General features: G+C 26.9%; 15 protein-coding genes and 1 pseudogene. 14 read left to right on the top strand and 2 right to left on the bottom strand.

The window, feature by feature from the left end:
* Nucleotides 1–149: 149 nt before the first annotated feature.
* The 5 genes from BN899_RS07130 (at nucleotide 150) to BN899_RS07115 (ending at nucleotide 3,469) form a co-directional block, all read left to right on the top strand.
* Nucleotides 150–707, top strand: coding sequence for a DUF4349 domain-containing protein (locus BN899_RS07130; protein ID WP_042274146.1), 558 nt, complete (start codon nucleotides 150–152; stop codon nucleotides 705–707).
* Between the two features lie 100 nt (nucleotides 708–807).
* Nucleotides 808–1,329 carry a GNAT family N-acetyltransferase gene (locus BN899_RS07125; RefSeq protein ID WP_052356716.1) on the top strand — a complete coding sequence of 174 codons (522 nt, stop codon included), beginning with the start codon at nucleotides 808–810 and terminating at the stop codon, nucleotides 1,327–1,329.
* Between the two features lie 188 nt (nucleotides 1,330–1,517).
* Nucleotides 1,518–1,652, top strand: a complete 135-nt coding sequence (locus tag BN899_RS20140) for a hypothetical protein (protein WP_278244972.1) — start codon at nucleotides 1,518–1,520, stop codon at nucleotides 1,650–1,652.
* A gap of 172 nt (nucleotides 1,653–1,824) precedes the next feature.
* Nucleotides 1,825–2,466, top strand: coding sequence for a lactate utilization protein (locus tag BN899_RS07120; RefSeq protein WP_042274144.1), 642 nt, complete (start codon nucleotides 1,825–1,827; stop codon nucleotides 2,464–2,466).
* 112 nt (nucleotides 2,467–2,578) lie between these two features.
* Complete coding sequence (locus tag BN899_RS07115; protein WP_042274142.1) at nucleotides 2,579–3,469, top strand: YegS/Rv2252/BmrU family lipid kinase; 891 nt, start codon at nucleotides 2,579–2,581, stop codon at nucleotides 3,467–3,469.
* Between the two features lie 116 nt (nucleotides 3,470–3,585).
* Here BN899_RS07115 and BN899_RS07110 read toward each other — a convergent pair whose 3' ends face one another.
* Nucleotides 3,586–5,250, bottom strand: coding sequence for a glutamine--tRNA ligase/YqeY domain fusion protein (locus tag BN899_RS07110; RefSeq protein WP_042274140.1), 1,665 nt, complete (start codon nucleotides 5,248–5,250; stop codon nucleotides 3,586–3,588).
* 325 nt (nucleotides 5,251–5,575) lie between these two features.
* Between BN899_RS07110 and BN899_RS07105 the strand changes: the two genes are divergently transcribed.
* The 6 genes and pseudogenes from BN899_RS07105 to BN899_RS07090 all read left to right on the top strand — a co-directional run bounded on the left by BN899_RS07105 (nucleotide 5,576) and on the right by BN899_RS07090 (nucleotide 8,328).
* Nucleotides 5,576–6,229, top strand: coding sequence for a hypothetical protein (locus tag BN899_RS07105; RefSeq protein WP_042274137.1), 654 nt, complete (start codon nucleotides 5,576–5,578; stop codon nucleotides 6,227–6,229).
* Nucleotides 6,230–6,264: 35 nt separating this feature from the next.
* Entirely contained in the window at nucleotides 6,265–6,525 is a 261-nt protein-coding gene (locus BN899_RS07100; RefSeq protein WP_052356715.1) for a TVP38/TMEM64 family protein, read from the top strand.
* A pseudogene (locus BN899_RS20960) lies at nucleotides 6,492–6,653 on the top strand (TVP38/TMEM64 family protein); the annotation flags it as partial. The gene BN899_RS07100 and the pseudogene BN899_RS20960, both read left to right, overlap by 34 nt.
* A 30-nt stretch (nucleotides 6,654–6,683) precedes the next feature.
* Entirely contained in the window at nucleotides 6,684–6,839 is a 156-nt protein-coding gene (locus BN899_RS19700; RefSeq protein WP_242824112.1) for a hypothetical protein, read from the top strand.
* 96 nt (nucleotides 6,840–6,935) lie between these two features.
* Nucleotides 6,936–7,499: a hypothetical protein gene (locus tag BN899_RS07095; protein ID WP_042274135.1), complete on the top strand. Its 564-nt coding sequence runs from the start codon at nucleotides 6,936–6,938 to the stop codon at nucleotides 7,497–7,499.
* A 187-nt stretch (nucleotides 7,500–7,686) separates the two neighbouring features.
* Nucleotides 7,687–8,328: a peptidoglycan recognition protein family protein gene (locus tag BN899_RS07090; RefSeq protein ID WP_052356714.1), complete on the top strand. Its 642-nt coding sequence runs from the start codon at nucleotides 7,687–7,689 to the stop codon at nucleotides 8,326–8,328.
* 217 nt (nucleotides 8,329–8,545) lie between these two features.
* Here BN899_RS07090 and BN899_RS07085 read toward each other — a convergent pair whose 3' ends face one another.
* Entirely contained in the window at nucleotides 8,546–9,892 is a 1,347-nt protein-coding gene (locus tag BN899_RS07085) for an alanine/glycine:cation symporter family protein (RefSeq protein WP_042274132.1), read from the bottom strand.
* Nucleotides 9,893–10,233: 341 nt separating this feature from the next.
* On the opposite strand from BN899_RS07085, the gene BN899_RS07080 reads away from it, so the two are divergent.
* The 3 genes from BN899_RS07080 to BN899_RS07070 all read left to right on the top strand — a co-directional run.
* Nucleotides 10,234–10,995, top strand: coding sequence for a YdcF family protein (locus tag BN899_RS07080; protein ID WP_042274131.1), 762 nt, complete (start codon nucleotides 10,234–10,236; stop codon nucleotides 10,993–10,995).
* Nucleotides 10,996–11,276: 281 nt separating this feature from the next.
* Nucleotides 11,277–12,953, top strand: coding sequence for a hypothetical protein (locus BN899_RS07075; protein ID WP_042274129.1), 1,677 nt, complete (start codon nucleotides 11,277–11,279; stop codon nucleotides 12,951–12,953).
* A gap of 134 nt (nucleotides 12,954–13,087) precedes the next feature.
* Nucleotides 13,088–13,694 (top strand): hypothetical protein (locus tag BN899_RS07070; protein ID WP_071162441.1); only part of this gene is annotated, 607 nt, incomplete at its 3' end.

The following is a 13,694-nucleotide window of genomic DNA, read 5'->3' as shown; positions in this document are numbered from 1 at the left end:
TTTTTATTTATATAAAGGTATGTTTATTACTGGAAAATAAGCTTGAATATTTAGTTGATATATAGTATGATATTATTTACAAAGTATTGAAAAATCAATAGTTTAAGATGATTTAAAAAAGAATAAGTTAACTAAAGGAGATTGTTATAATGGCAGAGTCATATGCAATAAATAGAGCAACACGTCTTCTAACGATTTTTAGTGCAGTATATGCAGCTTTAGAGGGAAATGTAGCTTTTTTGGCACCTATAATAACTATAGTTATACCATATAATTTTATGAAAAATAAGGATGGATCTAAAGAAAAAGAAAACAAAAAGATATTAAGTAATTTATTTTTATTTAATTTAGTTTCATTTTTAGCAGCTATAGTCATTACAAAGAAGATAAACCTAATGATATTTGACTTAATTGTAAATATATTTATAAGTTTTATATATTATAAAATGATATGCTTTTTTGATAATAAAAAGGAAAATATGTATAAAAATCCAGAAATTGTATACAATAAAATAAATAAAAAAATTGATATGTTAGAAAACTTAAAAATTCAAACAAAAGAATTAATGGAAAATGCTGAAACAGAAAAAGATAAAATGTCTATACAGTCGAAGCTTGATGCAATACAATACAAAATAGATGAAACTAAAAGACAGTTAAGTATAATAAGAGAACAAGTTGAATTAAAAAATAATAGTGAAAAATAAATTTCAAAGTAAAAGCCTTTAGATTGTAAAAATCTAAAGGCTTTTATGATACAATTTTAAATAAAGCCAAGTAAGTAACTTTTGCGGGAAGGGTAATTATATGGTGCTTAAATTTAAAAGATTATATAAAGAAGATATTTCTGATTTTGAATTAATAGCAAATTGGGATAATCAAGATGCTATAAAGTATTTGATTAGGCCTAATTTTATAGAAGGGGAAATAGAAGATGTAACATCAAAGGACTTAATAGATGGGATAGTTTATAATCCGTATAAATACATATATATTATATCAATTGATGATAAAAAAGTAGGATATATAAGTATTGATACTAATTTTAATTTGTTTAAAAAGAATATAGATAAATCTTGTTGGATTGGAATCTGTATAGGTGATGTTAATTATCATGGTAGTGGTATAGCAAAAATTGCAATGGAGTTTTTAGAAAGTAGAGCAAGAAAGCTAAATCAGAGGAGAATTGAACTAGGAGTGTTTGAATATAACAAGAGAGCAATTAGCTTTTATAAAAAAATGGGATATGTAGAAATAGGAAAAAATGAAAATTTTGTATATTACAATGGAAAATGGCAAAGTGATATTAGAATGGAAAAATATATATAAAAATATAAAATAATTAATACCACTTATATAAATTATATAGGTGGTATTAATTTTTACAAACATTTTAAAATAAAAACATTTTCAGAAAAAATAATATCAATTATATATTGACTTTATACAGTATATTGTATACAATATACTTATAGAAAATAAATAAGAAATAATAAATAGGGAAAGAGGAATAATAGATGATAGTATTAAGTAAAATAGCAAAAACTTTAAAGGGAATATCAAATTACTTATTAGTAAATGAGAGAATTAACAGCCAAAGATGTATGGCGAAAGATATAGATACGACTAGAACTATCTTAGATAATAAATAGTCAAAAAAACTTCACAATTATTTTAATTTAACCTCCCAAAAAAGCACTAGTCAATACTAGTGCTTTTTTATTTAAAATTGAAATATATAACTATATAACAAAAGAAGTATGTTAAAATGGAAGTATATACAAAATTTATTAAATATTAATTGTTTTAGAAGGGAAAGATATTATGGATCAAAATGTAGTATGGGTTAATGAGAAAAAGATAGAAAGAACTATAAAAGCTTTAGAAAATAATAATATGAATGGATACTTAGTTAGAGACAAAGAAGAACTTTTAGATAAAATACAAGAATTAATTAATGATGGAGATTTGATAGGATGTGGCGGATCTATGAGTTTATTTGAAACAGGAATCATAGATTTTTTAAGAAATGGCAAATATGAATTTTTAGACAGATATGAGGAAGGTCTTACAGCCAAAGATTTAAAAGAAATGTATAGAAAAACATTTTCAGCAGATGCATATTTTACTAGCACAAATGCAATTACTGAAAATGGAGAACTTTACAATGTTGATGGAAATGGAAATAGAATAGCAGCAATGCTTTATGGCCCAGATAAGGTAATAGTAATAGCTGGAGTAAATAAAATAGTAAAAGATATGAATGATGCTATAAGAAGAAACGAAGAAATCAGTGCACCAGCAAATGCAAAAAGAATAGGTACTAAAACGCCTTGTAAAACAGTGGGGCATTGTATGGATTGTTTAAGTCCAGAGAGGATATGTTGTGAATACGCTATTATAAAAAAGCAAAGAACCGCTAATAGAATACATGTAATATTCTTAAATGAAAATTTTGGATATTAATAACAAAGAGTCCTTGTGTATGCATTTAGCCATTATATATTATAATAAATAAAACTTAAATAATATTAATATAATATATAAATGCTTTGCTATATTAACGTAAGGAGGAAAAATGAAAAAAGTAAAACTAATATATAACCCAAATTCAGGGGAGAAAAGAATTAATAATCAATTAGATGATATTATAAAAGTATATCAAGAAAATAATTATATACTTGTACCATATAGATTAAATATAGAGGAACCTATAAGTAAAGCATTTGATGGAGTAGATGATACTTATGATCATTTATTATTAGCAGGTGGAGATGGGACTATAGATATGGTATTAAATGCTATTAAAGAATGTAATATAAATTTGCCTATAGGGATATTACCAACTGGAACAGCTAATGATTTCGCAAATGCACTTAAAATTCCAAATAATATTAAAGAAGCTATAGAAAATATTATAAAATCAGAACCTAAAAAAATAGATATAGGTAAAATAAATGATAAATATTTTATAAATGTGGCAAGTGCGGGAATGTTTACTGACGTGTCTCAAAGAATAAATCAAGATTTAAAAAATTACATAGGAAAAGTATCATATTATATAAAAGGTATAGAAGAAGCCCTTTACTTGAGGAAATTTAATATAAAAGTACATTCTGATGAATTAAGTTATAATGGAGATATGTATCTTATGCTAATTTTTAATGGAAAAACAGCAGGAAATATAAACCTAGCTTATAAGGCAGAAATAGATGATGGATATTTAGATGTTATTATATTTAAAGGAATGCCTATCCCAAAATCTATTCCAGTTTTGATAAGTGTACTTAGAGGAGAACACTTAGATCAATTAAATGAAAATGAGCTATTATATTTTAAAACTAAAAAGATAACTATTGAGTGTGAAGATGACTTATTGACAGATATAGATGGAGAAAAAGGACCTGATTTTCCGCTTAACATTGAATGTATTAAAGATGGTATAGAAATATTAGGATTTGTTAAATAATAGAGAACAATAATTATTGTTCTCTATTTATTTGTGGTTAGAAACTTATTAATAATACTTAGATAAACATAATAAAAGGGAATAATTATTCCCTTTTATTTATTATAAATTAAGTTTTATTTGCCTGGTTTAAAAGAACTCTTTAAAGGCACAACTCTATTAAATACTAGCTTTTCATCAGTAGTATATTTGTTATCTACACTGAAGAATCCATTCCTTACAAATTGGAATTTATCAAAAGCTTTCGCAGCTTCAAGTTGAGTTGGTTCTGCAAATCCTTGTAATATTTCTATTGAAGTTGGATTTATTTGTTCTAAGAAGTGCTTTCCTTCATTTTCAGGAGCATCATCTAGTATTAAAGGTTCGAATAATCTAAATTCACAAGGAACTGCGCTATTAGCTTCAACCCAGTGAATTGTTGCTTTTACTTTACGACCTGTAAATCCTGAACCACTCTTAGTTTCAGGGTCGTAAGTACAGTGAACTTCAACTACATTTCCATTTTCATCTTTTATAACATCAGTGCATTTTACAAAGTAAGCTCCTTTTAAACGTACTTCATTTCCTGGGAATAATCTGAAGTATTTCTTTACAGGCTCCTCCATAAAGTCATCTTGTTCTATATACAATTCTCTACCAAATGGAACTGTTCTAGTTCCCATAGTTTCATCTTTAGCATTATTTTCTAATTCTATCATTTCAGTTTGACCTTCAGGATAGTTTGTTATAACTAATTTTAATGGCTTTACTACTCCCATTGAAAGAGGTGATTTAGATTGTAAATCTTCTCTTACGAAGAAATCTAGCATTTGGCTGTCAACAGTAGAGTCAGCTTTAGATACACCTATCTCAGCACAGAATTTACGTATAGCCTCTGGAGTATATCCTCTACGTCTAAGACCTGCTATTGTAGGCATACGTGGATCATCCCATCCATCAGTAACACCTTCATCAACAAGTTGCTTTAATTTTCTTTTACTCATAACAGTATTTGTAAGATTAAGTCTAGCAAACTCTATTTGTCTTGGAGTAGATTCCATTTCACATTCAGAGACAAACCAATCGTAAAGAGGTCTTTGGTCTTCAAATTCTAAAGAACATAAAGAGTGAGTTATACCTTCTATTGCATCTTCTAATGGATGAGCAAATGCATACATTGGATATATACACCATTTATCACCTGTATTATGGTGAGTTGAGTGAGAAATTCTATATATTATTGGATCTCTAAAGTTAATGTTTGGAGATGACATATCAATTTTAGCTCTTAAAACTTTTTCTCCATCTTTAAATTCTCCATTTTTCATTTTTTCAAATAGTTCTAAGTTTTCTTCAACTGATCTATTTCTATATGGACTTTCTTTTCCGGGTTGAGTTAACGTTCCACGATATTCTCTCATTTCATCTGGAGTTAAATCACATACGTAAGCTTTTCCTTTATTTATTAAAAGTAGCGCTCTTTTATACATTTCATCAAAGTAATCTGATGCAAAGTATAAGTTGTTCCAGTCAAACCCTAACCACTGAACATCTTCTTTTATAGAATTTACATATTCTACATCTTCCTTAACTGGGTTTGTATCATCGAATCTTAAATTAACTTTTCCGTTAAATTCATTAGCAAGACCGAAGTTAAGACAAATACTCTTTGCATGTCCTATATGTAAGTATCCATTTGGTTCCGGTGGGAAACGAGTTATGATACTATCATGTTTTTTAGTTTCTAAATCATTTATAATAATGTTTTTTATAAAGTTAGATGAATTAGTTTCATTTGACATATTATAATACCTCTCAATTAATTAATTTTTATATAGTACATAAAGATACTATAATCCATAATATTCATTTTAATCTAATATTGGAAAAAAATAAAGATATAAATATGGTTTAATTTAAATCTATTTACATAAAATGTTTATATTCATCATTATTATCAAAGTTAAAATATTTTATGACCATAAAAATAAAATAGTAAAATCTATTTTTAATATATACTATAATAATTAAATATAAGAAATATAATTATATACTAATAATATTTAACCTATATATTAATAATATGGATATAACATATTATTAATATATAAAAAGAGAGGAGAAATTATGAAAAAAGGCTCGAAAATACTAATATCTATAATAATTATTTTAATAATAATTACAGGAGGTCTGTACTACTCACTGATACCAAATGAAAGAGTCACACAAAATACTAATAATAAAATTGTTACTGAACAAGACCTATTAAAAAATGCTTCTATAGATGAGTTTCAATTAGTTAAAGACCCTCTTAGATTAAAAGGTGAAATATCTATATCAAGAGATGAGTTTCAAAATATAATTTATACTGTTATGAATAAATACAATGTAGAAGAATTTAAAAATTCTAATGTAGATATAAAGGATAGTAAAGTTAAAATTAAGTATCCGTATAAAGTTTTAGGATTCATAGACAGTCAACTAGAAGTAAATTTAATACCAACAGTTGTTGAAAATAAGTTAAATATTTTGCTTACAGATGCTAAGCTAGGTAAAATAAATATAAGTGATAAAGTATTAAAAGAAGGTTTAAAAAAATATCAAGAAAAGATACCTTTTAGACTAGAAAATAATACTATCATAATAGATAAAAGTGATACTTATCCAACAACTCTTAATAAAGTAGAAATAACTGAAAAAGATATATTAATAGGGCTAGAAATTCAAGCAAATAACCTTATTGACTTTATATCTAAGTACAATATTAATGTTAAGCAGTAATTTTATATACAAATGATATTAAAGTAGGTGCATAGATGGAACAAATATTATATTCACTGTCAGATTACAAAGTATTAGCGATAATAGCAGGATTTATTATAATCAGTGTAGAAACATTTATTCCAGTACTTCCCCTAGTAGCAATAGTAGTAGCGAATGTTTTTATACTAGGGATGTGGCTAGGTTTTTTTGTATCTTGGGTAGGATCGAGTGTAGCATCTATCTTATTATATTTTTTAGCAAGTAAGTTTTCAAACGTAATATATTTAAAAAGTATAAGCAAAATGAAAAGGTAAATGAAATAATAATATGGATAAGAAAGCAAGGATTTACCAGTATATTTGTATCTTATTCTTGTCCATTTATACCAGATTTTTTAATAACCATAGGATCTGGTTTAGTACAGTTAGATTTTAAGAGTTTTGCTTCTGGAATGATATTTGGAAAATTTGTAATGTTTTTGCTAATAAGCTATGTAGGAGAAGATGTTGGCGCATTTTTCTCAAGTCCAATTAAAATAATAGTATTTTCAATAAGCATTGCTATATCATGGATTATTGGAAATAATGTAAATAACAGAATACATGAAACATATGAGAAAGATAAATAAAAGTAACCAGTATAATTATAAAATTTGAAATATTTAATTCTTTGTGTTAAACTATTATAGTTATACATAAGTCTATAAATATTAAGGGGGAAGGTTATGAAACAGATATATATAGTAACGACTTATACTGGAACATTCTTATCATACCTTATAAGAAATATAAGTAAAACCCCATATGCACACGTATCAATAGCCTTAAATCAAGATTTAGCACCGATGTATTCATTTGGAAGGCTAAATCCTAAAACGCCATTATTTGCAGGATTCGTTGAAGAGAATATAAATCAAGGCTTATATGCTATTAGAAAGAATACTATGTGTAGGGTGTACTCATTAGATGTAACAGACACACAATATAATAAGTTATATGATAATATAATGGAAGTAAGTAGAAATAGAAAAAAATATGATTATGATGTTAGAGCACTCGTATATTTATCTATAAATAAACCAAGAGAAAGAGAATATAAATATGTTTGTTCTCATTTTGTGGCAGATATGTTACAAAAGAGTGGAATACATATTTGTAATAAAAATTCATATGAGATAAGACCAAATGATTTTTACGACTTAGATAGTTTAAGTCTAGAATATGAAGGTTTATTATCAAGATACTCTAAAGAAGAACATTCATATGTATCAGAAATTGCAAAAGCTTAGAAAAATACCTCTTACGATTAGAAGAGGTATTTATTTTTTTGTTTATATGTTTCTATAAAAAGCAACTAGAATAAGTTATAGTATTAATGACTAAAAGAGAAAGTGAAGTAGTAAAAGGGTAATAAAGAAACTGATTTTATAGATATACAAATGATGAGTTGATATTGCAGCAAAGGGGGATTATTAAATGAAAAAAATAAGTAAAGTATTATTAATATTTGGTTTATTAGTTGCTATAATACTTTCTAATAAATATATTTATTTAGAAGGGAACTTAGATAATTTAACATCTAATAAAATTTTAGGTGACATTACTCTTGATAATGGTACAAAAGTATATGAAGATTATATAACTAATACTACAAATTTTAGTAAAACTAACAACAGTCAAAAGTATATAGTAATTCATGATACTGCAAACGAAAGTCCAAATGCAGGAGCTGATAGCCATAGAAAGTATTTCCAAAATAATAATAGACATGTTTCTATACATTACATTGTAGATAAAACTAAAATAATACATGCATTACAAGATAATTATTCGGCGCATCATGTAGGAGATAGAGGTAATATTTTAGGAGATAAAACTAACCATACAACAATAGGGATAGAATTATGTGTCAATGATAAAAAAGAATCTGAAGGATGGGGAGTGGTAAAAGAGAATTGTATATATTTAGTAAAAGAATTAATGGTAAAATACAATATACCTATAGATAGAGTAATCATGCATAAAGATGCATCAGGAAAATTATGTCCAGAACGATTAATAGATAATAATAAGAAAGAATGGAATGAATTTAAAGAAAATTTAGCTAATGCTAAATAAATTGGAAAAGTTTTAAATACTGATATAGATAATTCTATAAGTGATTATATAACAAATAAATAGTGAAGAGTCTGTAAAATAAAGTGTGCACCTTCCTTCGAATAATCTAATTTAATTATTGTATTTTGGAAGAATACACACTTTATTTTTTATACAAGATAATTCACAATAAAGATTAATCTATAAATTGAATTAGCTTGTTTATTATTTTATATAACTAATTCGCTTTAATTTTTTGACTTTCAAAAAATTTATCAGATTCTTCTTTAACTTCTTTTCTAAGTTTTATTACTCCTATCATATTTGTTGCTATAACACATGCTAATGTAGCGTCTAATAAAACTATTATATTATCAAATTTGCATAAAGCTCCTATCATTATAAAACATAAGTACACAATTCTTGCTATTTTAGATGCCTTTAATCCAAATAGATATTCTGCTTGTTTTTCCCCATAGAAAATTATAACTATTAGAGTTGATAGAACAAACATCAACATACATATAGTTAAAAATCCACCACCAAATTTAGTTCCAAATACACTTTGTACTGCAATAGATGGCATAGAAGCTGCTTTATCAGCTCCAACAGTTGACCATATTCCTGTAGTCAAAACTAAAAATGCTGTTATAGTACATATGCAAAGAGTATCTACTATAATTTCAAATATTCCCCATAATGCCTGTCTAGCAGGAAAATCAGTGACTGCAGCTGAGTGAGCTATTGTTGATGTACCCATACCTGCTTCATTTGAATAAGCACCTCTAGCAGCTCCGGCTCTTATTGTTGATGCTAAAACAGAACCAGCAAATCCACCAAATGCTGCTGTAGGAGTAAATGCTCCTTTAAATATTAGAGCAAATGTATTTGGTATACTTTTATAATTTGCTAATATAACTATTAGCGATATTAAAAAATATGCAATTGCCATAATAGGTACTAATTTCTCTGTAAATTTTGATATCCTTTTTATTCCTCCATATACAACTAATCCAACTATAAGAACAACTGTAACCCCTGTTACGATAGGATTTATATTTATAGTTGATGCAGTTTGCACAATTGAAGCTGACTGTGTAGCTATTGATGGAGCTATTTCAATCATTAAGAAAAATGCAAATAATGATCCAAGCAAAGGTAGTTTTGCTCCATTTTTAAGGTAATACATAGGGCCACCTACATATTCTCCTTCATCATTTTTAACTCTATATTTTATACCCAATATAATCTCAGAATACTTAAGAGCACATCCAAATATCGCTATAATCCACATCCAAAATATTGCGCCAGGGCCACCTGTAGCTATAGCTAGAGGAACACCAACGATATTTGCTGCTCCTATTGTAGATGCTAATGCAGATGTTGCTGCTTGGAATGGAGTTATTGTTCCACTTCCATCACCTTTTTTAAATACTTTTCCAAACGTCTCTTTTAGTATAAATGGTAACTTAGTTATTTGGAAAAAATTTAATGTAAGTGACATTGTTATTCCACCTCCGACTAATATAATTAAAATCGGATAAAGCCACAACCAATCGATTAGTTGTTTGAACATATCAAACATAAAAAATACCCCCCTTAAATTTATATGTTATTTTATGCTGTAAAAATATGTATGTTATGTATGTATGTTATTTATATATATAATATAACTTTTTAAAAAATTATATTATATACTGCATATGGTATAGTATGACCTTTGGCATAATAATTGCTAGTTATATATTATTTCAATCCATTTAAAGCTAATTTCAATCCATTTTATATAAAAAAATACTTATTTATGGTAAATTTTTGAAGTGAATAAAAATTATTTATTATATAGTACATCAATTTTTGTATTATAATATTTTAATAATTAAGATGTAGTGAAATTCATGAATTTGTGAGGAGGATAAAACTATTTTGAAAAAGTACATAGATTTAATTATAGGAATAGCTATATTTTTTTACTGCATAATGGTTAATCTAATTAGTAACAGAACTATAGCATTTAGCGAAACACTAAGATTTTTAGGTATATTATTAATTATATATCACTTTTTAAAAATAAAATTTAAATCAAATAAATATTTTATTAAAGTAAATAAAATATTAGTAATGCTGGTATCAGTAGGATTTATTATATTCATATTTTCTGAGGTTATGATAATTGGTTACCCGAAGAATAATGAGGAAAGTACAGATTACATAATGATATTAGGGGCAGGTTTAAATAACGGAGATCGTGTTAGTTTGACTTTAAAACATAGATTAGATGCTGCTTTAAAGTATATAAACGGATCAGGTAGTAAGTCATATATAGTTGTATCAGGGGGACAAGGATCAGATGAAACAATATCAGAATCTGAAGCAATGAAGAGATATTTAATAAAAAATGGAGTGCCTAGCGACAAAATAATTAAAGAGGATAAATCAACAAATACCTATGAAAACTTTAAATATTCTAAAGAGAAAATTGAAGAACATAGTAGAAAAAATATAGACAAAAATACTGTAAAAATAGTTACAACTGATTTTCATGCTTTAAGGAGTAGTATGTTAGCTAAAAGAAACGGATATGAGGATATCAATGTATATTCGAGCAAAACTGTATCATATTTAGTTCCACTATTCTATACACGTGAATCATTAGCATTGGCTAAAAGTTTTATTTTAGATAGATAATGTATTTTTAGTAAATATAGATTTCTTTAAAATGTAAAATATCATGTTATTTAGGAAGGTATCCAATTAACTGGGATATCTTCTTTTTTATGTAAAAATTTTAATCAGGCATAAAATAAAAAATTATGTCGCAAATTTTAGAATGTAAAGGAATCTTCTATTTAAAATTATTAATACACTATAACCGTTTAAACGTCTACACCATACAAATATATATTTATTTTTTTGTAAAGTATGGATATAATAGTATTAATTACTATTTACTTTGAAAGGAGTATTAAATGAAAAAAGTTTTGCAAACATATGGAATAGCGTTAATAGTTGTAGCTATTTACGCATTCGTTAAATTGCCAGTACTTAGATTAGATTTTATATCGTTATTTTCAGTACTTATAATATTCTTTGCTGTAGCAGGGGTATTAGATATGATGTTAGATAGAGGGGAGAAAACATCTAAAATTGCTAAGTATAATTTTACAATAGCAATTGTGCTAATAATTTATAGTATTGCAGCTCCATTTGTCACATCATCTCCTATATTACATTCAAAAGCATATAGAAATTTAATAGGTAAAGTTGAAGAAAGTAAATTTACAGAAGATGTAAGTCCTGTAAGTGTGAAGGATATACGTCTTGTAGACGAAGCTATGGCTATGAAGTTAGGGGATAAAAAACTTGGAGAGGTTCCTGCTATAGGTAGTGTTTCAAAACTTGGAACTTTCCATATTCAAAGTGTAAAGGGAAATTTATACTGGGTAGCACCGCTAGTACATAGAGATATAATTAAGTGGATAACATCATTAGATGGGACAAGTGGATACGTAATGGTATCTGCAAGTAACCCTCAGGATGTTAGATTAGTTCAAGAAATTGATGGAAAGCCTATAAAAATAGTATATCAACCAGAGGCGTATTTACTTCAAGATTTACATAGACATATGTATGTAAATGGTCTTATGAATATAGGTATGAGTGACTTTACTTTAGAAATAAACGATGAGGGTAGACCATACTGGGTAACAACATTATACGAACATAGTATAGGATATGGTGGTTCTGATGCTACAGGAGTAGCAACAGTTGATGCTGAAACAGGAGAAATAAAAAAATATAATATAGAAAATACACCAAAATGGATTGATAGAATACAGCCACAAGACTTTATTGTTAATCAAATAAATGACTGGGGATTATATGTAAAAGGATTTTTAAATTCAGTTATATCAGAAGAAGGCGTTTTAGTTCCAACAGAAGGAACATCTCTAGTTTATGGAAATGACAATAAAGCATATTGGTACACAGGTATAACATCTTCAGGAGGAGATGAATCAACAATAGGATTTATGCTAGTTGATAGTCGAACTAAAGAAGCTAAGTTATACAAACAACCAGGGGCAACAGAAACAGCAGCTATGAGGTCTGCTGAAGGTAAAGTTCAAGAGAAAAATTATGAAGCTACATTTCCTGTAATGTATAATATACTAGGAACACCTACATATGTATCGTCGTTAAAAGATAAAGCAGGTCTTGTTAAGATGGTAGCGTTTGTATCTGTTGAAGATTTTAGTGTACTTGGACTAGGAGAAACAAAAGAAGAAGCACTTAGAAGTTATAGAGAAGCATTGTCATCAAAGGGCAATAGTATAAAGCTTGAAGATGATACAACTACACAAGAAATCGAAGGGACAGTTTTAAGAATTAGCCCAGATGTCAAGAGTGGAAATACATATTACTATATGACAATAGATTCAAGTGAAAACATTATATTTAATGCAACATCTAAATTATCTACAGAGATACCACTTACTAATGTTGGAGATAAGGTAAAAGTATCTTTCCAAAAAGGTGAAAAAGGATTGGTAGATATAATGGAGTTTGATAACTTAAATATTGGAAACATAGATATTAAAAAGAAAATAATGCTACACCAGCTGAAAAAAACGCAGAAGAAAAAGTAGCACAATAGATATTGAAGAAAAAATCGCATATTGCATGCGATTTTTTTATGTAAAAATGTAAATTTTATAATCCTATCTTAATATAATAGTATTACGACTTGATACACTAAATAACTTCAAGGAGACTAGACAAAATGGTAGGAATTGAGAAGGAGATATTAATTTTAATAAGTAGGATTAGATGTATGACGGAAAACCAAGTTGGAAAAGTTTTTGGGACAAGGAGAAAGTATGGAAGAAAGCCGTTTAAAAAAACATTAAGAAAAATGTGTAATGAGTATACACTTAGAAAATATCCATGTAATATAAATTATCCAGGATATAGAGATAGCTCTTATATATACTATCTAAATGGAAGTAAAATGTATAGCGGAGAAGAATTATTAAAAGCTGTTATAGGAAGTGAATTAGCTATTAGAATTGATATGGGTGGATATAATTTAAAGAGATTTTATAGGAATATTTCAATAGATGATAGAAAATATGATTTATTTATAGAATATATAAATCACCATGGAGACCAAAAGCAAATTCTTGTAGATATAGACCTAGACGGTGAAGTAGAGATTTCTAAATATGAAAACCTAGAAGAAAAAATTATGAATTGTACAATACCTTTTTTTGAAACCCCAAAAGTTTTAATAGTTACATCATCAAATATGGAAAACATATTATTAGAAAAAAAACTCTTTAATGTAGAGTATTTAGATTTAAATTTAAATAAATTGTTTAGACATATAT

It is taken from the genome of Faecalimicrobium dakarense (genome assembly GCF_000499525.1).
GTDB classification, from domain to species: domain Bacteria; phylum Bacillota; class Clostridia; order Peptostreptococcales; family Peptostreptococcaceae; genus Faecalimicrobium; species Faecalimicrobium dakarense.
The sequence above is the reverse complement of the archived record's forward strand: the minus strand, read 5'-3'. Positions and strand labels throughout refer to the sequence as shown.

Excerpts from the sequence above, each read along its gene's own strand:
- BN899_RS07130 (WP_042274146.1), top strand. The coding sequence starts at position 150 with ATGGCAGAGTCATATGCAATAAATAGAGCAACACGTCTTCTAACGATT.
- BN899_RS07125 (WP_052356716.1), top strand. The coding sequence starts at position 808 with ATGGTGCTTAAATTTAAAAGATTATATAAAGAAGATATTTCTGATTTT.
- BN899_RS20140 (WP_278244972.1), top strand. The coding sequence starts at position 1,518 with ATGATAGTATTAAGTAAAATAGCAAAAACTTTAAAGGGAATATCAAAT.
- BN899_RS07120 (WP_042274144.1), top strand. The coding sequence starts at position 1,825 with ATGGATCAAAATGTAGTATGGGTTAATGAGAAAAAGATAGAAAGAACT.
- BN899_RS07115 (WP_042274142.1), top strand. The coding sequence starts at position 2,579 with ATGAAAAAAGTAAAACTAATATATAACCCAAATTCAGGGGAGAAAAGA.
- BN899_RS07110 (WP_042274140.1), bottom strand. The coding sequence starts at position 5,250 with ATGTCAAATGAAACTAATTCATCTAACTTTATAAAAAACATTATTATA.
- BN899_RS07105 (WP_042274137.1), top strand. The coding sequence starts at position 5,576 with ATGAAAAAAGGCTCGAAAATACTAATATCTATAATAATTATTTTAATA.
- BN899_RS07100 (WP_052356715.1), top strand. The coding sequence starts at position 6,265 with ATGGAACAAATATTATATTCACTGTCAGATTACAAAGTATTAGCGATA.
- BN899_RS19700 (WP_242824112.1), top strand. The coding sequence starts at position 6,684 with ATGTTTTTGCTAATAAGCTATGTAGGAGAAGATGTTGGCGCATTTTTC.
- BN899_RS07095 (WP_042274135.1), top strand. The coding sequence starts at position 6,936 with ATGAAACAGATATATATAGTAACGACTTATACTGGAACATTCTTATCA.
- BN899_RS07090 (WP_052356714.1), top strand. The coding sequence starts at position 7,687 with ATGAAAAAAATAAGTAAAGTATTATTAATATTTGGTTTATTAGTTGCT.
- BN899_RS07085 (WP_042274132.1), bottom strand. The coding sequence starts at position 9,892 with ATGTTTGATATGTTCAAACAACTAATCGATTGGTTGTGGCTTTATCCG.
- BN899_RS07075 (WP_042274129.1), top strand. The coding sequence starts at position 11,277 with ATGAAAAAAGTTTTGCAAACATATGGAATAGCGTTAATAGTTGTAGCT.